This is a genomic window from Mesorhizobium sp. WSM3626 (genome assembly GCF_000513935.1).
Classification (GTDB): Bacteria; Pseudomonadota; Alphaproteobacteria; order Rhizobiales; family Rhizobiaceae; genus Mesorhizobium; species Mesorhizobium salmacidum.
On the sequence record NZ_AZUY01000033.1, the window covers coordinates 18,281 to 40,624 of the forward strand.

Genomic DNA, 22,344 nt, shown 5'->3' on the forward strand with positions numbered 1-22,344 from the left:
GCCTAGAGCGCCTCGGCGCCCGAAATGATTTCGATCAGTTCCTTGGTGATCTGTGCCTGCCGCTGGCGGTTGTAGGTGATCGACAGTTTGTTGATCATCTCACCGGCGTTGCGCGTCGCATTGTCCATGGCGCTCATCTTGGCGCCCATTTCGCCCGCCGCGTTTTCCAGCAGCGCGCGGAAAACCTGCACCGCGATGTTGCGCGGGATGAGGTCGGACAGGATTTCGCCCGGCTCCGGCTCATACTCGTAGACGGCATTGGCGCCATCCGTCGACTCGGACCGGGCCGAAGAGGCGGACGCTGCCGGAATGATCTGCTGCGCGGTCGGAACCTGGCTGATCACCGACTTGAACTGCGAATAGAACAGCGTGCAGACGTCGAAGGCGCCCTCGTTGAACAGGTGGATGACCTTGCGGGCGATCGCATCGGCATTGACGAAGCCGAGCGTCTTTACCTCACGCAGATCGACGCGCTCGATGATCATCGCGGCATAGTCGCGGCGCAGTATGTCGAAACCCTTCTTGCCGACGCAGATGATCTTGACCTGCTTGCCATCGGCCAGCAGCCGGCGGATATGGTCGCGGGCATGACGGGCGATCTGCGAATTGAAGCCGCCGCACAGGCCACGCTCGGCTGTGCAGACGACGAGCAGATGCACATCATCCTTGCCGGTTCCCGCCATCAGCGCCGGGGCATCGCCACCGCCACCGACAGCCTGGGTGATGTTGGCCAGGACGGAACCCATGCGCTCCGAATAGGGACGCGCCGCTTCCGCCGCCTCTTGCGCACGGCGCAGCTTCGCCGCGGCGACCATCTGCATCGCCTTGGTGATCTTCTGCGTCGCCTTGACCGAGGCGATACGGTTACGAAGGTCTTTTAATGAAGGCATGCTTCAAACCTGATCCCGTCTTGCACTTCGCTCAGGCGAAGGTCTTGGCGAAGGCGTCGATCTCGGCCTTCAGCTTGGCGCGCAGATCGTCTGACAGCGCCTTTTCCTTGCGGATGGCGTCGAGGACGTCCTTGCCGGCCGAACGCATGTGGCTGAGCAGGCCGTGCTCGAACTTGCCGACCTGGTTGACCGGCAGCTTGTCGAGATAGCCGTTGACACCGGCGAAGATCACCGCGACCTGCTCTTCCGTCTTCAGCGGCGAGAACTGCGGCTGCTTCAGAAGTTCGGTCAGGCGCGAGCCGCGGTTGAGCAGGCGCTGCGTGGCGGCATCGAGATCCGAGCCGAACTGCGCGAAAGCCGCCATTTCGCGGTACTGCGCGAGCTCGCCCTTGATCGAGCCGGCAACCTGCTTCATCGCCTTGATCTGCGCCGAGGAACCGACGCGCGACACCGACAGGCCGACGTTGACGGCCGGACGGATGCCCTGGAAGAACAGGTTGGTTTCGAGGAATATCTGGCCGTCGGTGATCGAGATCACGTTGGTCGGGATGTAGGCCGACACGTCGTTGGCCTGCGTCTCGATGACCGGCAGGGCGGTCAGCGAGCCGCCTCCCAGGTCGTCGTTGAGCTTGGCGGCGCGCTCGAGCAGGCGCGAGTGCAGGTAGAAGACGTCGCCCGGATAGGCTTCGCGGCCCGGCGGACGGCGCAGCAACAGCGACATCTGGCGATAGGCTACGGCCTGCTTCGACAGATCGTCATAGCTGATCAGCGCATGCATGCCGTTGTCGCGGAAATATTCGCCCATGGTGCAGGCCGTGAACGGCGCCAGGAACTGCATTGGCGCCGGATCGGACGCGGTGGCGGCGACGATGATCGAATATTCGAGCGCGCCGCGCTCTTCCAGCACCTTGACGAACTGCGCGACGGTCGAGCGCTTCTGGCCGACGGCGACGTAGACGCAGTAGAGCTTTTCCTTCTCAGGACCGTTGTCATGCACCGACTTCTGGTTGAGCATCGTGTCGAGGATGATGGCGGTCTTGCCGGTCTGGCGATCGCCGATGACCAGCTCGCGCTGGCCGCGGCCGACCGGGATCAGCGCATCGATGGCCTTGAGGCCGGTCGACATCGGCTCGTTCACCGACTTGCGCGGGATGATGCCGGGCGCCTTGACGTCGACGCGCTTGCGCTCGATCGCCTTGATCGGGCCTTTGCCGTCGATCGGGTTGCCGAGCGCGTCGACGACGCGGCCGAGCAGGCCGGGGCCGACAGGCGCGTCGACGATGGCGCCGGTGCGCTTGACGGTGTCGCCTTCCTTGATGTCGCGGTCGGCGCCGAAGATGACGACGCCGACATTGTCGGCTTCGAGATTGAGCGCCATGCCGCGGATGCCGCCGGGGAATTCGACCATTTCGCCGGCCTGGACATTGTCGAGACCGTAAACGCGGGCGATACCGTCACCGACGGACAGCACCTGTCCGACTTCGGAGACCTCGGCCTCCTTGCCGAAATTCTTGATCTGGTCTTTCAGAATTGCGGAAATTTCCGCGGCGCGGATGTCCATCAGCCGACCTCTTTCAGTGCAAGCTTGAGCGAATTGAGTTTGGTTTTGAGCGACGTATCGATCTGGCGCGAGCCCATCTTGACCACCAGTCCGCCAAGCAGCGACGGGTCGACGGTGACGGAAATGGCCACGTCCTTGCCGGCAACGCTCTTCAGCGCCGCCTTGAGTTCGGCCTGCTGGGCCGCGGTCAGCTCATGCGCCGACGTCACTTCGGCGGCAGCCTCGCCACGGTGCTCAGCGGCGATCTGGCGGAATGCCTTGATCATGCCGGGCACCGCGAACAGGCGGCGGTTCTTGGCGACGACGCGCAGGAAATTGCCAGTCAGGCCGGTGATGCCGGCTTTGTCGGCGATCGCCGCGATGGCCTTGGCCTGGTCCTCGCTGGAGAATACCGGGCTGTTTATCAGCCGGGTGAGGTCCGCGCTGCCCGCCAGCATGGCCTCGAAACCGTTCAGGTCGGCCTCGACCTTGGCCACCGAATTTGACTGCGATGCCAGTTCGAACAGCGAACCGGCATAACGCTCTGCGACACCTGAGATTGGCGATGACGATTGGGCCACGGACCGTCTTTTCTCTTGTCTGACAGGCCGCAGATTGTTGGCGCGAGCAAAAACTCTGGCTAAATCTTTGACCTTACTGCATTTTTCCAAGCACGGAGGCGCGGCTTCCGCTATCCCCGGCCGAAAGTCGATTGCCGTCTAGCACAGGCATTTTAAGACCGCAATGCGTCGTTCCGCATGGTTTTCAGGCACTATTGTCGCATCCGGCGAAAGACTCGGGTCCTGCGCGCCGGAATACCCTTGGATTCAGGGCACAAAGCCGAAGGCAAAGGCGAGCGGCAAGGCCGCGAGCGCCAGTTCCGCCACGATGGAAACCCAGTTGAAAGGTGTATTGGCGCCATCCGACATCATCGACAGCAGCCGGCCAAAGGCGGTGAACAGCCAGGAGAAGCCGAGCGCCATGTAGACCAGCGGCTGCGCGAGCAGGATGCAGCACAAGCCGACCCCTAGATAGAAGCCCGACATGCGGCCTCGGCCTTCGGCGATCGCCGCCGCCTTCTCGGGTTTGGCCTGCAGGCGCAGGATCCGGAACGCCAGGCCCGGCGCCAGGAAGAACAGAAGGCCGAGCAGCACGGTGAAGACCGCACTCGACCAGGCCAGCCATTCGCCCTGGCTCGTCGGCCATGGAAGCGCAAAGTCCATCGTGTCCCCTCGAAAAGTCTGCTTTGAAATCGCGGGCATTCTAGCGAAGGAAAAATGCCGCGCCAGATGGCTCCAGGCACTTTAGGAGACGCGCATCAACCGAGCGCGAATTCCACCGCCGCCTCGGCATGGATGCGCGTCGTGTCGAAAACCGGAATGTCGAAATCGCCCTGGCCGATCAGCATGGTGATCTCGGTGCAGCCCATGATCAGGCTGTCGGCGGCCTCTTCGCGGCGAAGGCGGTTTGCCTCGGCGACATAGGCGGCCTTCGAAGCTTCGGAGACAACGCCCTGGCAGAGTTCCTCGTAGATGACGCGATGGACCATGTCGCGCCCGGCGTCATCGGGCACCACTGGCGAGAGGCCATATTTGTCGGCAAGCCGGCCCTTGTAGAAGTCCTGCTCCATGGTGAACCGCGTCGCCAGCAGCGCCGGGCGCCGCAAACCGGCCTGCCTGATCGCGGCCGCGGTGGCATCGGCAATATGGATCAGCGGGATCGACACGGACGCCTGCACCTGGTCGGCCAGCTTATGCATGGTGTTGGTGCACAAAAGCAGGCCTTGCGCGCCGCCGGCCTCGAGCTTGCGCGCGGCATCGGTCAGCAGCGCGCCGGCGCCGTCCCAATCGCCATGATGCTGCCGCTCCGCGATCTCGGAAAAATCGAACGACCAGAGCAGCAGCTTCGCCGAATGCAGCCCACCCAGCCGCTCGCGCACGATCTCGTTGAGCAGGCGATAGTAGATCGCGGTCGATTCCCAGCTCATGCCGCCGAGCAGGCCAAGGGTCTTCATGTGGTCTTTCCGTTTCTCTCGCCGAGACAACTGTAGCTGAAACTGCGTCCCTACAAAAAACTCTGGGGGTCGATGTCGACCTGCACCCGGACCGAGCCGCGCTGCTTCGGTCCGTTGGCGAGCATTGCCCTGATAAAACCCTGCATGTCGGCGCGCCGTTCGCCCTGGATCAGCAGGCGGAAGCGGTGGCGGCCGCCGAGCAGCGACAGCGGGGCTTCCGCCGGCCCGAGCACGAACAGGTCCGACGCTTCAGGTGCCGCGCGGCGCAGGCCGCGTGCATGGCCTTCCGCTTCCGCCCGCGTCACCGCGCTGACGATGACGCCGGCCAACCGGCCGAAGGGCGGCAAGGCAGCGCGCTCGCGCTCCGAAATCTCGCGCTGGTAGAAAGACTCGGCATCGCCTGAGACGATCGCCCGCATCACCGGATGGTCGGGCTGGAAGGTCTGCAGCAGGCCAAGGCTCTTCTTGCCGGTGCGGCCGGCACGGCCGGTCACCTGGCTGAGCAACTGGAAGGTGCGCTCGGCGGCCCGCGGATCGCCATTGGCAAGGCCGAGATCGGCGTCGACGACGCCGACCAGCGTCATGTTCGGGAAATTGTGGCCCTTGGCGACCAGTTGCGTGCCGATGACGATATCGGCCTCGCCATTGGCGATTGCCTCCAGCTCCAGCCGCAATCGTCGTACACCGCCCATGATGTCCGACGACAGCACGATGGTGCGCGCGTCCGGGAAATGCGTCACGACCTCCTCGGCGATGCGTTCGACCCCCGGCCCACAAGCCACCAGATGGTCGAGCGTGCCGCATTCCGGGCAGGCTTCGGGACGGCGCTCGTTGTGACCGCAGTGATGACACACCAACTGGCCGCGAAAGCGGTGTTCGACCAGCCAGGCCGAGCACACCGGACAGCCGAAGCGATGGCCGCAGACCCGGCACAGCGTCAGCGGCGCGTAGCCGCGCCGGTTGAGGAACAGCAGCGACTGCTCCTTCTTCTCCAGCGTCCGGCGCATATGGTCGATCAGTACCGGCGACAGAAATCCGCCACGGGCGGGCGGCGCGCGGCGCATGTCGATCGACTTGAGATCGGGAAGTGCCGCCTCGGCGAAGCGGGCGGAAAGCACAGCCCTGGCATAACGGCCCTGGCTGGCATTGACCCGGCTCTCGACCGACGGCGTCGCCGATGCCAAGACCACGGGGAAGCCGCCTATATGGCCGCGCACGACAGCCATGTCTCGCGCATTGTAGAAGACGCGGTCTTCCTGCTTGTAGGCGGGGTCGTGCTCTTCGTCGACCACGATCAGGCCAAGCTCGCGAAACGGCAGGAACAGCGCCGAGCGCGCGCCGGCGACGACGCGCACGCCGCCTTCCGCCACTTGCCGCCAGACCTTTTCACGCATTCGCGGTGGCAAATCCGAATGCCATTCGCCCGGCTTGGCGCCGAAACGTTGCTGGAAGCGTTCGAGAAAGGCATGCGTCAACGCGATTTCCGGCAGCAGGATAAGCACCTGCTTGCCCTGCTCGAGCGCGGCCGCCACCGCCTCGAAATAAACCTCCGTCTTGCCCGAACCGGTGACGCCGTCGAGCAACGCGACATTGAACTCGCCGGCCGCGACATTGGCGAGCAGCATCGACGCGGCCCCGTTCTGGTCCGGCATCAATTCGGGAACGGCATAGCTGGGATCAGGCGCGGCCACCACCGGGCGCGGCGGGATCATCACCGTCTCGAACACGCCTTGCGCTTTCAGCCCCTCGATCACCGTCGACGACACGCCCGCGGCGTGCGCGAGGCCGGATCGCGTCCAGGCAAGGCCACCTTCGGCCGTCTCCAGCACGCGTGCCCTGGCATCGGTCATCCGGTCGGGCACGAGCAGGGTGCGCTGAAGCCCTTCGATCCACGGTTCGGGATCAAAGGCCTCCGGCGCCCTGAGCAGCATGCGCGCCACCATGCCCGGCGGCGACAGCGTGTACTGTGCCACCCAGTCGACGAAGCGGCGCATGGCGCGGTCGATCGGCGGACAGTCGAAAACCTGCTCGATCGGGCGCAATTTCCTGGCATCGACCTGCTCGACAACGCCGTCCCAGACAATGCCGGCGACCTGGCGCGGCCCAAGCGGCACGCGCACGATCGAACCCGGCACCACGCGCATGCCGGCAGGCACGGCATAGGTGTAGGGGCGTTCGGCCGGCATCGGCACCAGCACCGGCGCGGCCGCGACAAAGGGCGAATCTTCGATCATGAGGCGTGACCTTGCCCTGACTTTGGTCTAGATCAAAGAGCAACGCTGAACGTGCCTTCCCAAGCACGACGAAATCGTCAGGAGACCCGCCATGAAATTTTTTGCCGACACCGCCGATATCAAAGAGATCAAGGAACTGAACGATCTGGGACTGCTCGATGGCGTCACCACCAATCCCTCGCTGATCCTGAAATCGGGCGGCAAGATCATCGAGGTCACCAAGCAGATCTGCGACATCGTCGAAGGCCCGGTCTCGGCCGAGGTCGTGGCGACCGAGTTCAAGCAGATGATGGCCGAGGCCGAGGTGTTGGCCAAGATCGCGCCCAATATTGCCATCAAGGTGCCGCTGACGCTGGACGGCCTGAAGGCCTGCAAGACGATCCGCACCGAGATGAACCGCATGGTCAACGTCACGCTGTGCTTCTCGGCCACCCAGGCGCTACTCGCGGCCAAGGCCGGCGCGTCCTTCATCTCGCCCTTTGTCGGCCGCATCGACGACACCGGCTCGGACGGCATGGAACTGATCCAGGAGATCCGTCAGATCTACGACAACTACGATTTCCAGACCGAGATCCTGACCGCTTCCGTGCGCACGGTGAACCACGTCAAGCAGGCGGCTCTCATCGGCGCCGACGTCATCACCGCGCCGCCGGCGACGCTGAAGGCGCTGGTCAACCACCCGCTGACCGACAAGGGCCTGGCCGCCTTCCTCGCCGACTGGGCCAAGACCGGCCAGAAGATCGGCTGAGCGGTTCCTCACCAGATACGAAGAAAGGCCGGGCAACCGGCCTTTTTCATGCGCTGCGGATCAAGAGCTGACCGCCCGGTCAGTCCGTGCCGTCGTCGGGGGGCGCGATAGGCGACGGGCGCTTGCCCGCCATGATCTCGCGCTTGCCGACATGGTTGGGTGCGCCGACCAGACCCTCCTTCTCCATGCGTTCGACCAGTGAAGCCGCGCGGTTGTAGCCGATGCCGAGGCGGCGCTGGATGTAGGACGTCGAACATTTCTTGTCGCGCAACACCACCTTGACCGCCTCGTCATAGCTGGAATCGCCATCCTCGGCGGCAACGGCTCCCTTGTCGAAGACCGGACCCTGGTCGCCCTCCTCTTCCTCTTCATCCTCGTCGGCCGTCACGGTTTCCAGATATTCGGGACGGCCCTGCGCCTTCAGATGCGCCACGACATGCTCGACCTCGGCGTCGGAAACAAAGGGGCCGTGCACACGGGCAATGCGCCCGCCGCCCATCATGTGCAGCATGTCGCCCTGGCCGAGCAGCTGCTCGGCGCCCTGCTCGCCCAGGATGGTGCGGCTGTCGATCTTGGAGGTGACCTGAAAGGAGATGCGGGTCGGGAAATTGGCCTTGATCGTGCCGGTGATGACATCGACCGAAGGCCGCTGCGTTGCCATGATCAGGTGGATGCCGGCGGCGCGCGCCATCTGCGCCAGGCGCTGGATGGCGCCTTCGATCTCCTTGCCGGCAACCATCATGAGGTCGGCCATCTCGTCGACGATGACGACGATGTAGGGCATCGGCGCGAGATCGATTTCCTGCTGTTCGAACAGCGGCTCGCCGGTGCCCTTCTCGAAGCCGGCCTGCACGGTCATGACGACCGTCTCGCCCTTGTCGCGGGCTTGGGCGGCGCGCTCATTGTAGCCGTCGATGTTGCGCACGCCGAGCCGCGCCATCTTGCGATAGCGATCCTCCATCTCGCGCACCGCCCATTTGAGCGCGGTAACGGCCTTCTTGGGATCCGTGACGACGGGGGTCAGAAGGTGCGGGATACCGTCATAGACGGAGAGCTCAAGCATTTTCGGGTCGACCATGATCAGCCGGCATTCTTCCGGCTTCAGCCGGTAGAGCAGCGACAGGATCATGGTGTTGATGGCGACCGACTTGCCGGAGCCGGTGGTGCCGGCGACGAGCAGGTGCGGCATTTTCGCCAGCTCGGCAATGACAGGTTCGCCGCCGATCGTCTTGCCAAGGCAAAGCGCCAGCTTGCAGCTGGTCTTGCGGAAGCCCTGCGATTCGATCAGTTCGCGGAAATAGACGGTTTCGCGGGTCTCGTTCGGCAGCTCGATACCGATGACATTGCGGCCGGGCACGACGGCGACGCGCGCCGAGACCGCCGACATGGAGCGGGCGATATCGTCGGCGAGGCCAATGACGCGCGACGACTTGACACCCGGCGCCGGCTCGAACTCGTAGAGGGTAACGACCGGGCCAGGGCGAACGTGGATGATCTCGCCGCGAACGCCGAAATCCTCCAGCACGCTTTCCAGGAGATCGGCATTCTGCTCGAGCCGCTCCTGCGACATGTAGAAGCCCTGCCCTTCCGGCGGCTGCTGCAGCAGTTCCTCCGAGGGGAGCTCGTAGCTTTCGCCCGTCACCGGCCGCGCAACCTTGCCAGCCATGGGCAGCGACGGCCCTCGCGCGGTGGCAACGGTTTCCTCCACGCGCCGCACAAGTGGGGCGGCGCTGCTTGCGGCAGATGCGACCACTGCCGTCGTCCGACCCTGCCGGACAGCCCTGCCCGCCGGAACGGGCGGCTCGACCAAGGCCTTGTTGGAGTTGGCCGGAAAGACGTCCGGCAGCGCGGACGAGGCCTGGCCCGGAAGGCATTCGATGACACGGAACAAGGTGGTGACATCGGCCACGGCGGACGCGGAGATGTCGGCCCGCGCCGCGGCGACCGGCACTGCCGCGACCGGTACACGCGAAACCGGGCCGACTGAGCGGGGCGGCGACGTCACGTCAACCAGAAGCGGAGCCAAGCCCTCGAAGAAGGCGTGATCCGAAAGATAGGGCCGCCGGGCTTTTTCAGCGGTGGCTGTTCTGACCGGCGCGCCATTCACGACAACGGGCGCCGGGCGCGTGGCCGCTCGTGCCGTTGCGGGCATCTTCGGAGCCGCCGGCTGAACACCTTGCAACGTCTCGCCGCCGCGCGCCGGCTGAGCGGACGCGGCCGGTGACGGTCCGCGATGCATGACGGCGCCAGGCCCGACCTGCTGCGTCGGGGGCGCCTGCGGACCGCCCTGCGCGGCAACCTCGTCATGCGGCTGGCGATGCTTGGGTTCATAGTCCGGCGTGCGTGTAAAACGCACATTGGGCGCAAGGAAAAAATACTCTTGCCAGGCGGGGCTTTCGGTGTCGCCCTGCGGGAAAGCATTGTCCGCCGCGGGTTTCCCGTTCGGCCCGACGGAGGGTCTGCGGTCGTCGCCAGGATCGGCTACCCGCCCGGAACAGCCCGCATGGGAAGCACCGGACTGGCGGACATCCACCTTGCCGCGCGGGCCGCCGGAGAGCTCCCTTTCGGGGTCATCGGGCGAAGCTGCGTGCAACGAATTGACCCGAGAAAAACGCCTGGCTTCCATGCTCAAGACTCACTGTGGACGTCTGCTGAGCAATAGGGAGCGAGTGGTTAACAGTTGCTTCCGTCAGCGCTGTTGGAGCGAGCGAAAAATATCTTTCGCGGCGATGCCGAACGATACGGATTCGAGCGCTGGATCGTATTCGAGGATCATCCACATATGCGGGCCGAGCATGTGCAAGCGCCGGCCCTTGGCCATCGGGAAACGGCCGGGGGCATCAGGATCGAGAGGACGTCTTCGTGAACGAAGAGTGGCGCTAGCTGGCTGCCTTGCCGTGTCGGGCCAGATCCTGCGCGATTGACAGTTGCAGGGCCTCGGCCAGTTCGCGCGCGGCACGGTTCTCGGCGTCGATCTGCGCCCGGTACGAGGCAAATTCCTGACGCGGCCTGTCGAAGGACGAGGTGATCGCCCGCCTGCCGACCGCGATCACCGCGCCGGTTTTCGCATCGGTCAGCGTGTAGCCGGCGGTCAGCGTCACAGAACCGGCGGTCGGCTCGTCTTGATCGGTTCCAACCTGGACGAGTGCCGAGGATTCAACGGCTTCGGTCACGCCGAGATCGAGCGAATAAAGCGCCGAAGCCGGTTCGCCGGCGCCGCGCCCGAACCCGAAGATCAGATTGTTGCGCACCTGCTGGGCATAACGCGTCCGGACCGGCTTGACGGCGATCGACGCCAGCTCGGCATTGGCTGTGGAGCCGGTCGACAGCGGCGCGCTCGAATAGAGCGGCCGCACCTGACAGGCCGAGACGAGCGCAAGCGAGCCGACAAGACCGGCAAGCGCCATGCGGCGCAGCAAACGGCTCAGCTCTGTCTTTTCCCGATCAGGCAACGACATTGACGATCCTCTGCGGCACGATGATCACCTTGCGCGGAGCCTTGCCTTCAAGTGCCTTCTGCACGAAGTCGAGAGCCAAGACCGCTTTTTCGACCGCACCTTGGTCCGCGTCGCGGGCAATTGTCAAATCCCCCCGCTTCTTGCCGTTGACCTGTACCGGATAGGTGACTTCATTGTCGACGACCAGCGCCGGATCGAAGACCGGCCACGGCCGTTCGGCCACCAGATCGCTGCCGCCCAGCGTCTCCCAGCACTCTTCGGCAAGGTGCGGCATCACAGGCGCGATCAGGTGCACCATGATCTCGACGGCCTCGCGGCAGGCGTTTTTCAGCGCCGGATCGGCCTTGTCTTCCGCCACCTCGTTGAGCGGGGTGGTCAGCGCGTTGGCCAGTTCATAGATGCGGGCGATGGCACGGTTGAAGGCGAGCTTCTCGATGTCTTCGCCGACCGCCTTCAGGATCTTGTGCGCGGCCTTGGAAACCGCTCCGGCCTCGCCATCATTGGCCGCCTTGGGTGCGATGCCAGCCAGCGTCTCGGCCGCCGTCGACACCAGCCGCCAGATGCGCTGCATGAAGCGATGCGCGCCGGCGGCACCGTCGTCGGTCCACTCGACATCGCGTTCGGGCGGTGAATCCGACAGCATGAACCAGCGCGCCGTGTCGGCGCCGTAGCCATCGGTGATGTCTTCCGGGCTCACCGTGTTCTTTTTCGACTTCGACATCTTCTCGAGCGGGCCGATGGTGACCGCCTCGCCCGTGGCGATGTCAATGGCGCGGCGCTTGCCGTCGACTTCCTCCAGACGCACTTCGGTCGGCGCCAGCCAGCGGCCATTCGATGCCGAGCCGACACGGTAGGTTTCGTGCACCACCATGCCTTGCGTGAACAGGCCCTTGAACGGCTCGGCCAGGTCGACATGGCCGGTCTCACGCATGGCGCGGGTGAAGAAGCGCGAATAGAGCAGATGCAGGATCGCATGCTCGATGCCGCCAATATACTGATCGACCGCCAGCCACTCGTTCGCTGCCCTGGGATCGGTCGGATCATGCGCCCAGGGCGCCGTGAAGCGGGCGAAGTACCAGGAGGAATCGACGAACGTGTCCATGGTGTCGGTTTCGCGCCGCGCGTCCTTGCCGCATTGCGGGCACTTCACATGCCGCCATGTCGGGTGACGGTCGAGCGGATTGCCCGGCCGGTCGAAATCGACGTCGTCCGGCAGCTTGACCGGTAGGTCGGCCTTCGGCACCGGCACCACGCCGCAATCCTCGCAATGGATCATCGGGATCGGGCAGCCCCAGTAGCGCTGGCGCGAAATGCCCCAGTCGCGCAGGCGGAAATTCACCTTGCGCTCGGCCATCGGCCGGTTGCCGATCGTCTTCTGTTCCAGCAGGTTCGCGACCTCGTCGAAAGCCCGGTCCGGCTTCATGCCGTCGAGGAAGCGCGAATTGATCATCGCGCCATCGTCGACATAGGCCTCGTCGATGATCTGGAAAGCCGACGGCTTCTCGCCGTCCGGCATCACCACCGGCACCACTGGCAAGCCGTATTTGTTGGCGAAGTCGAGGTCGCGCTGGTCATGCGCCGGGCAGCCGAAGATGGCGCCGGTGCCGTATTCCATCAGCACGAAATTGGCGACATAGACCGGCAGCGTCCAAGTATCGTCGAAGGGATGGACGACGCGGATACCGGTGTCGAAGCCCTTCTTCTCGGCCGTCTCGAGAGCCGCCACCGAAGTGCCCATATGGCGCACTTCATCGATGAACTTCGCCAGCGCCGGATTGATCTCCGCGGCCTTCTTGGCCAGCGGGTGATCGGCGGCGATCGCCATGAACGAGGCGCCGAAAATGGTGTCGGGCCGCGTCGTGTAGACTTCCAGCTCATGCTCGCCGGCAATTTCCGAGGCCAGCGGCCAGCGGATCAGCAAGCCTTCCGAACGGCCGATCCAGTTCTGCTGCATCAGCTTCACTTTTTCGGGCCATTCGTCGAGGCCGTCCAATGAATCCAGCAGGTCCTGCGCGAAGTCGGTGATCTTGAAGAACCATTGCGTCAGCTCGCGCTGTTCGACCAGCGCGCCGGAGCGCCAGCCGCGCCCGTCGATGACCTGCTCGTTGGCGAGCACCGTCATGTCCTCCGGGTCCCAGTTGACTTTGGAAGATTTGCGCGTCACCAGCCCCTTCGCGACCAAGTCGAGGAACAGCATCTGCTGGCGGTGGTAATAATCAACGTCGCAGGTGGCGAATTCGCGCGCCCAGTCCAGCGACAGGCCCATCACCTTGAGCTGCTCGCGCATGGTGGCGATGTTCTGGTAGGTCCACTCCTTGGGATGGACCTTGTTCTGCATGGCCGCGTTCTCGGCCGGCATGCCGAAGGCGTCCCAGCCCATCGGATGCAGCACGTTGAAGCCCTTGGCCCGCTTGTAGCGCGCCACCACGTCGCCCATCGTATAATTGCGGGTATGGCCGATATGGATGCGCCCCGACGGATAGGGGAACATCTCCAGCACGTAGTATTTCGGGCGCGGATCGTCATTGTGCGCTTCGAAAAGCTTCTTTTCGGCCCAGACCTTCTGCCATTTGGGTTCTGACGCGCGCGGATTGTATCGTTCGGTTGCCATGGGATGTTTTTCACTTAAAAGCATGCGAACTGCGGGCAAGAGCCCGGCAGTTCACGAAATGTGGTCCGGGTGTTCACCATGGTTTGCCAAACCCGTCAACCATATGGGCGTCGCGGCTGATAAAAACGCGAGTCAAAACAGCGGGATTTGCATATGGGCGACACCGTTCAGCAGTTTTTCGCGGTCAAGGCAAGGATCGCCGCCGCCGAGCAGGAGGCCGGCCGTGAAGCTGGCGCGGTGACGCTGGTGGCGGTCTCCAAGACCTTCGACGCCGTCGATATCCAGCCGGTGATCGAGGCCGGCCAACGCGTCTTCGGCGAGAATCGCGTCCAGGAAGCACAAGGCAAATGGCCAGCGCTGAAGAAGGCTTTCCCCGATATCGAACTGCACCTGATCGGCCCGCTGCAGTCGAACAAGGCCAAGGAGGCGGTGGCGCTGTTCGACGTCATCGAGACCATAGACCGCGACAAGATCGCCGCCGAGCTCGCCAAGGAAGTTGCCAGGCAAGGCCGTGCGCCAAAGCTCTATGTCCAGGTGAATACCGGTTCCGAACCGCAGAAAGCCGGCATCGAACCGCGCGAGGCGGTCGCCTTCGTCAAGCGCTGCCGGGAAGTTCATGGCCTCGCCATCGAAGGCCTTATGTGTATTCCGCCGGCGGACGAGAATCCCGGCCCGCATTTCGCACTGCTGGAAAAAATGGCGAGAGAGGCCGGCGTCGCCAAACTGTCGATGGGCATGTCCGGCGACTACGAGACCGCGATCGCCTTCGGTGCCACCAGCGTCCGCGTGGGTTCGGCGATCTTCGGCAACCGGTAGTCGCTTAGGCCAGCCCGGCTAGTTCATTGCCCCAGCGCTTGAAACGAAACGTACCGTTCCTATTTGTCCCGATGTCATCACATCCTCTTGGAGCATCACCATGCGTTATAATCAGCTTGGAAATACCGGGCTTTTCGTCTCCGAACTTTGCCTCGGCACCATGACCTTCGGCGCCGCCGGCCAGAACGCCCAATGGGGCCTGATCGCCAGCCTCGACCAGAAGGGCGTCAACGAAATCGTCGGCCGCTCGATCGCCGCCGGCGTCAACTTCTTCGACACGGCCGACGTCTATTCCGTCGGCGAGTCCGAACGCCTTCTCGGCCAGTCGCTTAGGGATCTCGGTGTTGCCAGGTCGAACGTGGTCATCGCCACCAAGGTCCATGCCGCCATGGGCGACGGGCCGAACCAGCGCGGCTCCTCGCGCGGCCACATCATGGATTCGGTCGATACCAGCCTCGAACGGCTGCAACTCGACCACATCGATCTCTATCAGTTGCACGGCACCGACGCGGTGACGCCGATCGACGAGACGCTGCGGGCACTCGATGATCTCGTCTCTAGCGGCAAGGTCCGCTATGTCGGCGTGTCCAACTGGCAGGCCTGGCGCATCGCCAAGGCGCTCGGCATCGCCGACCGCAAGGGCTTTGCCCGCTTCGAGACCATCCAGTCCTATTATTCGATCGCCGGCCGCGACCTCGAGCGCGAGATCGTGCCGCTGATCAACGAGGAGAAGCTCGGCCTGATGGTGTGGTCGCCGATGGCCGGCGGGCTGCTGTCCGGCAAATACGGCCCCGGCGCGCCGGGCAACGGCGAGGGCCGCCGTGCGTCCTTCAACTTCCCGCCGGTCAACGAGGACCGCGCCTGGGCAGCGGTCGCCGTCATGCGCGAGGTCGCCAAAAAACATGATGTCAGCGTCGCCACCGTGGCGCTCGGCTATGTCCTGGCCAAGCCTTTCGTCATGAGTGTGATCATCGGCGCCAGCCGCATGGGCCAGCTCGAGCAGAACCTCGCCGCCACCAGCCTCAAGCTCGATGCCGACGATCTCGCCAGGCTGGACGAAGTGAGCGCCTTGCCGGCCGAGTATCCCGGCTGGATGGTCGAACGCCAAGGCGCCGGCCGTCGTCCGGCGCCTTTCGTCCCGAAGGCATAGCCCTACCGCTGGCAAGCCAGCCTTTTCGACGCCGCGTGTCCATGGACGCGCGGCTTCGACTACAGCCGGACGGTCTCTGCGAGAAAGTCGAGAAAGGCCCGCACACGTGCAGGCAGGTGTTTGCCCTGGCCGACATAGACGGCATGCGTCGGCTCTTCGTCGCCGGGGTTGAAGTCTTCCAGCAGCGGCACCAGCCGGCCGGCGGCAATGTCGGGCTCGACATGCCAGCGCGCCAGCCGCGCAATGCCCGCCCCTGATAGGGTAGACAGCCGCATCGCCTCACCGTCGCTCACCGTGGCAGTGCCTGCGATCGGGACCATGACCGGTGCGCCGGCCGCGTCGATGAACGGCCAGCCGTCGATGTATCGGACGAAACCGAAGGCAAGCATGTTGTGACGACCGAGATCGCCGGGCGTCAGCGGCGTGCCGCGCGCTTCGATATAGGCAGGCGCGGCAACCACCACCATCCGGCTCTGGCCGAGCTTCCGCGCCACCAGTCGTGACTCGCGAAGCGGCCCGGCGCGGATCGCGACATCGGCGCGCTCTTCCAACAGGTTGATCACGCTGTCGGTCAGCACAGCCTCGACGAAAATCTCCGGATACCGTTCCAGAAAGCGCGGCAGCAGTGCCATTAGCCGGTGTTGGCCAAACGGCACATAGGCATTGACCCTCAGCCGCCCGCGCGGCGCCGCACCCGCCGCCGCTTCCCGCTCGGCGGCATCGAGGTCAGCCAGGACGCGCACGCCGCTGTCGTAGAAGGCCGTCCCTTCCGGCGTGAGCTGGAGCTTGCGCGTCGAGCGGCTGACAAGCCGCGCGCCAAGCCGTGTTTCGAGCCGCGCGATCAGCTTGCTCACCGCCGACGGTGTCATGCGCAGCCGCCGCGCCGCGGCCGAGAAGCTCCCCGCTTCGACGACGCGTACGAAGACTTCGATCTCGCCGGAGCGGTTGATATCGGGCCTGGCCACCTGTGAATCTATTTCACAGGAAATATGCCTTGGGCAAGTCTGGTTCACAACATGGCGGATCACGATCTTCCGGGCCGGGGCGCGGACTGGGCGTCCTTTGCTGACAGATGGGACCGACCGCCATGCCTCTTGCTCTCTATGCCCTCGCTGCCGGTGCCTTTGGCATCGGTGTCACCGAATTCGTCATCATGGGCCTGCTCATAGATGTCAGTAAGGATCTTGGTGTGTCGATCTCGGCCGCTGGCCAATTGATCTCGGGTTACGCGCTCGGTGTTGTCATCGGCGCACCCCTGTTGACCATCGCTACAGGCAACTGGCCGCGCAAAACCGTGCTGCTGGCGCTGATGGCGATCTTCACGATTGGCAACCTCGCCTGTGCGCTGGCGCCAGATTATTGGACGCTGATGGGTGCCCGTATCATCACCGCCTTTGCCCATGGCACTTTCTTCGGCGTCGGCTCGGTGGTCGCCACCGGTCTGGTCGCGCCCAACAGAAAGGCTTCGGCGATCGCGCTGATGTTCACTGGGCTCACCATCGCCAACGTCCTCGGCGTGCCCTTCGGCACCTGGCTCGGCCAGGCCTTCGGCTGGCGCGCGACTTTCTGGGCGGTGACCGCGGTAGGCCTCGCGGCCTTCGCCGTCATCCTGGCCCTGGTGCCGCGCGGCCACGCAGCGCTCGAGAAGAGCGATTTGCGCGCCGATCTCGCCGTGCTGCGCCGCACGCCCGTCCTGCTCGGCCTCGCCACGACGGTGCTCGGCTATGCCGGCGTCTTCGCCGTCTTCACCTACATCGCCCCGTTGCTCACCGAGATCAGCGGCTTCAGGGAAGCGGCCGTGTCGCCGATCCTGCTCGTCTTCGGCGGTGGCCTCATCGCCGGCAATCTCGCCGGCGGCAAGATCGCCGATCGCTGGCTAGTGCCGGCGGTGCTCGGCAGCCTCGTGGTGCTGGCGCTGGTGCTTGCCACGATGAGCTTCGCCATCCACAGCCAGATCATGGCCGTGATCTATGTCGGCCTGCTCGGCGCGGCCGCCTTCGCCACCGTGGCGCCGCTGCAGATGTGGGTGCTGGAGAAGGCGCAAGGCGCCGGCCAAAGCCTGGCCTCATCGTTCAACATCGCCGCCTTCAATCTCGGCAATGCGGCCGGCGCCTGGCTTGGCGGCACGGTCATCGCCCATGGCCTTGGGCTGGGTTCGCTCACCTGGGTCGCCGCCCTGCTGCCGCTGGCGGCACTCGCCGTGGCCGGACTGGCGCTTCGCCTCGATCGTGGCACCACATCAGGCGCGCCTGCCACCGTCCGGTCGTGACATCAGCCGACACCCGAATCGCCTCACCTCTTCACAAACCACCAGGAGCAAGAAAATGGACTATCGACGTCTCGGCGCATCGGGCCTGAAAGTCCCGGCGCTCTCATTCGGCGCCGGAACTTTCGGCGGTTCCGGCCCTCTGTTCGGTGCCTGGGGCAACAGCGATGCCAGCGAAGCGCGGCGCCTCATCGACATCTGCCTCGAGACCGGCGTCAATTTGTTCGACACCGCCGACGTCTATTCGAACGGCGCCTCGGAGGAGGTGCTCGGCGAAGCGATCAAGGGCCGCCGCGACGCGGTGCTGATCTCGACCAAGACCGCACTGCCGATGGGCGACGGGCCGGCCGACTATGGCTCATCGCGCTCGCGGCTGATCAAATCGGTCGACGCCGCGCTGAAGCGCCTCGGCACCGATTATATCGACCTGCTGCAGCTGCACGCCTTCGATGCCGGGACGCCGATCGAGGAAGTTCTGTCGACGCTGGACGGCCTCGTTCGCTCCGGCAAGCTGCGCTATGTCGGCGTCTCCAACTTCTCCGGCTGGCAAGTGATGAAGTCGCTCGGCTTGGCGGAGAAGCACGGCTACCCACGCTATGTCGCGCATCAGGTCTACTATTCGCTGCTCGGCCGCGACTATGAATGGGAGCTGATGCCGCTCGGCCTCGACCAGGGCCTCGGCGCACTGGTGTGGAGCCCGCTCGGCTGGGGCCGCCTAACCGGTAAGATCCGCCGCGGCCAGCCCTTGCCGGAAAAGAGCCGGCTGCACGAGACCGCGAGCTTCGGCCCGCCGGTCGAGGATGAGCATCTCTATCGGGTCATGGATGCGCTCGACGCCGTGGCTGAGGAAATCGGCAAGACGGTTCCGCAGATCGCGATCAACTGGTTGCTGCAACGCCCGACCGTCTCCTCCATCATCATCGGCGCCCGAAATGAAGAGCAGTTGCGCCAGAACCTCGGCGCCGTCGGCTGGACGCTAACGCCGGAGCAGATGAAAAAGCTCGACGCAGCAAGCGAAGTCACCGCACCCTACCCCTATTTCCCCTATCGGCGTCAGGAAGGCTTTGCCCGGCTGAACCCGCCGGCGGTTTGATTGAGGCCGCTAACAAGGTAGGCCGAGGGACAGCACCCCCCTTTGGCCTGCCGGCCATCTCCCCCTCGTGGGGGGAGATCGGATGCCGCGATGGCTTTCGCCAATGTCGAACGTTGACAGAGCGGCGGCATCACCGAACCAGCCAATCTCCCCACTTGAGGGGGAGATGTCCGGCAGGACAGAGGGGGGCGCCGTAGAGTGCCTACCTCAACAGCCATCGTCGCGTTGCCGGCGTTCAGTGCAGCACGAACTCGCCATCCACCTTGCGCCATTCGTTCGGCGCGATCAGCTTCTGGTGCGTGTAGCTGACCGAATGCAGGGGCCCGTGGAGCTTGGCCTTCCAGAATTCGATGAACCTGATCAGCACCGGAAATGTCGGAGCGATGTCGTAGTCCTGCCAGACGAAGCTCTGCAGGAGATGCGGGTGGTCGGGAAAATGATAAAGAATCTTGGCCGTGGTCAGGCCGTAGCCTTTGAGCATCAGGTCCATTTCAAGATGGTCGCGCATTGCGGTCCCCAAGGTTGATTCTCCTGTCCTCCCAAGCACCAATTGTGCGCGCCGTTACTTAACTGTCTATTGATTTTTCTTGATCGCAGAACGAACTTTTCCCACAAAAACATGCAGTTAGCAGCGAACCGCGCCGAGTGCTGACAGCCTCGGAAAGCGCCCCTGCGGCATCCCGCCACGCGAATCCAACGTCTAATGTTGCCGTCGCGGCGGAACTGGTAATAATGCCGCCGAATTCGCGGCTACGTGGCCGCGATCCCGCGGGCGTTTCAAGCCCGCGGATTGGTTCGGGAGGAAAGCCAAGAAATGTCCGAGGTTCATGTCCATCGCGTCCAGCCGGCGTGGAAGAAGAACGCGCTGATCGACAATGACACTTACCTCAAATGGTATGCCGACAGCGTGAAGAACCCGGACAAGTTCTGGGGCAAGCACGGCAAGCGGATCGACTGGTTCAAGCCCTTCTCCAAGGTCAAGAACACCTCCTTCGACGGCAAGGTCTCGATCAAGTGGTTCGAGGATGGCCAGACCAACGTCTCGTATAATTGCATCGACCGCCACCTGAAGAAGCGCGGCGACCAGACCGCCATCATCTGGGAAGGCGACAACCCCTACGACGACAGGAAGGTCACCTACAACCAGCTCTACGAGCATGTCTGCCGGCTTGCCAATGTGATGAAGAAGCACGGCGTCAAGAAAGGCGACCGTGTCACCATCTACATGCCGATGATCCCGGAGGCGGCTTACGCGATGCTGGCCTGCACGCGTATCGGCGCCATCCATTCGGTGGTCTTCGGCGGCTTTTCGCCGGATGCCTTGGCCGGCCGCATCGTCGACTGCGAATCGACCTTCGTCATCACTGCCGACGAGGGTCTGCGTGGAGGAAAACCCATTCCTCTGAAGGAGAACACCGACAAGGCGATCGACGTTGCCGCCAAGCACCATGTCAAGGTCAAGACTGTCGTGGTCGTGCGCCGCACGGGCGGCAAGATCGGCTGGGCGCCGGGGCGCGATGTCTGGTATCACGACGAAGTCGCGACGGTGAAGCCTGAGTGCAAGCCGGAGAAGATGAAGGCCGAGGATCCGCTGTTCATCCTCTACACGTCGGGCTCGACCGGCAAGCCGAAAGGCGTGCTGCACACCACCGCCGGCTATCTCGTCTATGTGTCGATGACGCACCAATACGTCTTCGACTGTCATGACGGCGACATCTACTGGTGCACCGCCGATGTCGGCTGGGTGACCGGCCACAGCTACATCGTCTATGGACCGCTCGCCAACGGCGCCACCACGCTGATGTTCGAGGGCGTGCCGAACTACCCCTCGCAGTCGCGCTTCTGGGAAGTCATCGACAAGCACAAGGTCAACATCTTCTACACCGCCCCGACAGCGCTGCGCGCGCTGATGGGCGCCGGCGACGCGCATGTCACCAAGACGTCGCGAAAATCGCTGCGCGTGCTGGGCTCGGTCGGCGAGCCGATCAACCCGGAAGCCTGGGAGTGGTATTTCAACGTCGTCGGCGACGGCAAGGTGCCGATCGTCGACACATGGTGGCAGACCGAGACCGGCGGCATCCTGATTACGCCGCTGCCGGGCGCTACCGACCTCAAGGCAGGCTCGGCGACACGGCCTTTCTTCGGCGTCCAGCCGCAACTGGTCGACAGCGAGGGCAAGGTGGTGGACGGTGCGGCCGACGGCAACCTCTGCATCACCGATTCCTGGCCGGGCCAGATGCGCACCGTCTATGGCGATCACGACCGTTTCGTGCAGACCTATTTCTCCGCCTACAAGGGAAAATATTTCACGGGTGACGGCTGCCGCCGCGATGCGGACGGCTACTACTGGATCACCGGCCGTGTCGACGACGTCATCAACGTCTCCGGCCACCGCATGGGCACGGCCGAGGTCGAATCGGCTCTGGTCAGCCATGACAAGGTTTCCGAGGCCGCCGTGGTCGGCTATCCCCATGACATCAAGGGCCAGGGCATCTATTGCTATGTCACGCTGATGGCCGGCGAGCAGCCGAGCGAGGAGTTGCGCAAGGAACTCGTCGCCCATGTCCGCAAGGAGATCGGCGCCATCGCCACGCCCGACAAGATCCAGTTCGCGCCCGGCCTGCCCAAGACGCGTTCGGGCAAGATCATGCGCCGCATCCTGCGCAAGATCGCCGAGGACGATTTTTCCGCACTCGGCGACACCTCGACGCTTGCCGATCCGGCCGTGGTCGACGATCTCATCGCCAACCGGCAGAACAAGAAGGGCTGATGCGGGAAGACGCGGCATTGGGCACCGTCACCCAGTTGTGGCGCTATCCGGCGAGTTCGCTCGCCGGCGAGCGCCAGGACGCCATCCTGGTCGGCACCGACAGCATCGAGGGCGACCGTATGTTCGGCCTCGTCGACATCTCGGACAACGAGATCGCCCGGCCCGACCGTGACGCCAAATGGCACAAGGTGCCGCGCATCCGCACCCGGCTGAGCCGCGGCGGCGAATTGGAAATCGCCATCCCCGATGGCGACTGGCTAGCCGCACCCAGCGCCGAATGCGACCGCGCCGTGTCGGCCTATCTCGGCTTCGGCGCCTCGATCCGGCCGTTCCGCAGGGAGAATGCGGCAAGCTATGCCGGTCCGCTGACCGCGGAACGCTATCGCAAGGCGCCGATCCATCTCCTGACCACGGCATCCCTGGCGCGGCTGAAGGCACTGCATCCGGAAGGGGCCGCCGATCCGCGCCGCTTCCGCCCCAACATCGTCGTCGACATGGCTCCGGTCGAGGGCTCCTTTCCCGAAACGGAATGGATCGGCCGCAAGCTCGCCATCGGCGACCTCGTCTTGACCATCTCCGAGCCATGCCGCCGCTGCGGCTTCACCATCATCGCCCAGGACGGTTTCGACAATGATCCGGGAATCCTGCGCAATCTGGTCCGCCACAACGCCCACAATCTCGGCGTCTATTGCACCGTCGACCAGCCTGGCCGTGTCGAGATCGGTGCGCCGACGCGGTTTGTCTGACCTGCCGA

19 protein-coding genes are annotated in these 22,344 nt (G+C 64.3%); 7 read left to right on the forward strand and 12 right to left on the reverse strand.

The features are described from left to right. Window positions 1-2: 2 nt before the first annotated feature. The 6 genes from M653_RS0121085 to M653_RS0121110 all read right to left on the reverse strand — a co-directional run bounded on the left by M653_RS0121085 (window position 3) and on the right by M653_RS0121110 (window position 6,678). Window positions 3-890 carry a F0F1 ATP synthase subunit gamma gene (locus tag M653_RS0121085; RefSeq protein WP_027145124.1) on the reverse strand — a complete coding sequence of 296 codons (888 nt, stop codon included), beginning with the start codon at window positions 888-890 and terminating at the stop codon, window positions 3-5. A gap of 31 nt (window positions 891-921) precedes the next feature. Then, window positions 922-2,451, reverse strand: coding sequence for a F0F1 ATP synthase subunit alpha (gene atpA / locus M653_RS0121090; protein ID WP_027145125.1), 1,530 nt, complete (start codon window positions 2,449-2,451; stop codon window positions 922-924). Continuing rightward, entirely contained in the window at window positions 2,451-3,011 is a 561-nt protein-coding gene (locus M653_RS0121095) for a F0F1 ATP synthase subunit delta (protein ID WP_027145126.1), read from the reverse strand. The genes atpA and M653_RS0121095 overlap by 1 nt, the downstream gene beginning before the upstream one ends. Window positions 3,012-3,257: 246 nt before the next feature. Beyond that, on the reverse strand, window positions 3,258-3,653 hold the full coding sequence (locus tag M653_RS0121100; protein ID WP_027145127.1) for a DUF4345 family protein: 396 nt from the start codon (window positions 3,651-3,653) through the stop codon (window positions 3,258-3,260). 95 nt (window positions 3,654-3,748) lie between these two features. Then, complete coding sequence (locus tag M653_RS0121105; protein WP_027145128.1) at window positions 3,749-4,444, reverse strand: aspartate/glutamate racemase family protein; 696 nt, start codon at window positions 4,442-4,444, stop codon at window positions 3,749-3,751. Between the two features lie 50 nt (window positions 4,445-4,494). After that, window positions 4,495-6,678 (reverse strand): primosomal protein N', encoded by a 2,184-nt coding sequence (locus tag M653_RS0121110; protein WP_027145129.1) that lies wholly within the window; start codon window positions 6,676-6,678, stop codon window positions 4,495-4,497. A gap of 91 nt (window positions 6,679-6,769) precedes the next feature. Between M653_RS0121110 and fsa the strand changes: the two genes are divergently transcribed. Continuing rightward, window positions 6,770-7,426: a fructose-6-phosphate aldolase gene (gene fsa / locus M653_RS0121115; RefSeq protein ID WP_027145130.1), complete on the forward strand. Its 657-nt coding sequence runs from the start codon at window positions 6,770-6,772 to the stop codon at window positions 7,424-7,426. Between the two features lie 79 nt (window positions 7,427-7,505). Here the strand turns inward: fsa and M653_RS0121120 are convergent, their stop codons facing one another. From M653_RS0121120 to leuS, 4 genes are all read right to left on the reverse strand, one after another. Further along, complete coding sequence (locus tag M653_RS0121120) at window positions 7,506-10,052, reverse strand: DNA translocase FtsK (RefSeq protein WP_027145131.1); 2,547 nt, start codon at window positions 10,050-10,052, stop codon at window positions 7,506-7,508. A 63-nt stretch (window positions 10,053-10,115) separates the two neighbouring features. Then, the gene (locus M653_RS1000000138120) at window positions 10,116-10,247 is read right to left on the reverse strand and encodes a hypothetical protein (protein WP_280940112.1); all 132 of its coding nucleotides are present in this window, start codon (window positions 10,245-10,247) and stop codon (window positions 10,116-10,118) included. A 58-nt stretch (window positions 10,248-10,305) separates the two neighbouring features. Then, on the reverse strand, window positions 10,306-10,884 hold the full coding sequence (gene lptE, locus M653_RS0121130; protein WP_027145132.1) for an LPS assembly lipoprotein LptE: 579 nt from the start codon (window positions 10,882-10,884) through the stop codon (window positions 10,306-10,308). Further along, window positions 10,871-13,495: a leucine--tRNA ligase gene (leuS, locus tag M653_RS0121135; protein ID WP_027145133.1), complete on the reverse strand. Its 2,625-nt coding sequence runs from the start codon at window positions 13,493-13,495 to the stop codon at window positions 10,871-10,873. The genes lptE and leuS overlap by 14 nt, the downstream gene beginning before the upstream one ends. 153 nt (window positions 13,496-13,648) lie before the next feature. Between leuS and M653_RS0121140 the strand changes: the two genes are divergently transcribed. Next, window positions 13,649-14,311, forward strand: coding sequence for a YggS family pyridoxal phosphate-dependent enzyme (locus tag M653_RS0121140; RefSeq protein WP_027145134.1), 663 nt, complete (start codon window positions 13,649-13,651; stop codon window positions 14,309-14,311). Between the two features lie 100 nt (window positions 14,312-14,411). Then, window positions 14,412-15,461, forward strand: coding sequence for an aldo/keto reductase (locus M653_RS0121145; protein ID WP_027145135.1), 1,050 nt, complete (start codon window positions 14,412-14,414; stop codon window positions 15,459-15,461). Window positions 15,462-15,520: 59 nt separating this feature from the next. Here the strand turns inward: M653_RS0121145 and M653_RS0121150 are convergent, their stop codons facing one another. Beyond that, window positions 15,521-16,426 (reverse strand): LysR family transcriptional regulator, encoded by a 906-nt coding sequence (locus M653_RS0121150; RefSeq protein WP_027145136.1) that lies wholly within the window; start codon window positions 16,424-16,426, stop codon window positions 15,521-15,523. Window positions 16,427-16,548: 122 nt separating this feature from the next. Between M653_RS0121150 and M653_RS0121155 the strand changes: the two genes are divergently transcribed. Together M653_RS0121155 and M653_RS0121160 are read left to right on the forward strand one after the other, a co-directional pair. After that, on the forward strand, window positions 16,549-17,730 hold the full coding sequence (locus M653_RS0121155) for an MFS transporter (protein ID WP_027145137.1): 1,182 nt from the start codon (window positions 16,549-16,551) through the stop codon (window positions 17,728-17,730). 55 nt (window positions 17,731-17,785) lie between these two features. Continuing rightward, on the forward strand, window positions 17,786-18,820 hold the full coding sequence (locus M653_RS0121160; protein WP_027145138.1) for an aldo/keto reductase: 1,035 nt from the start codon (window positions 17,786-17,788) through the stop codon (window positions 18,818-18,820). Between the two features lie 235 nt (window positions 18,821-19,055). Here the strand turns inward: M653_RS0121160 and M653_RS0121165 are convergent, their stop codons facing one another. Beyond that, window positions 19,056-19,328, reverse strand: a complete 273-nt coding sequence (locus tag M653_RS0121165; protein WP_027145139.1) for an aspartate-semialdehyde dehydrogenase — start codon at window positions 19,326-19,328, stop codon at window positions 19,056-19,058. A 306-nt stretch (window positions 19,329-19,634) separates the two neighbouring features. Between M653_RS0121165 and acs the strand changes: the two genes are divergently transcribed. Both acs and M653_RS0121175 read left to right on the forward strand, forming a co-directional pair. Continuing rightward, window positions 19,635-21,590, forward strand: coding sequence for an acetate--CoA ligase (gene acs / locus M653_RS0121170; RefSeq protein WP_027145140.1), 1,956 nt, complete (start codon window positions 19,635-19,637; stop codon window positions 21,588-21,590). Beyond that, window positions 21,590-22,336, forward strand: coding sequence for an MOSC domain-containing protein (locus tag M653_RS0121175; RefSeq protein ID WP_027145141.1), 747 nt, complete (start codon window positions 21,590-21,592; stop codon window positions 22,334-22,336). The genes acs and M653_RS0121175 overlap by 1 nt, the downstream gene beginning before the upstream one ends. Window positions 22,337-22,344: the final 8 nt, after the last annotated feature.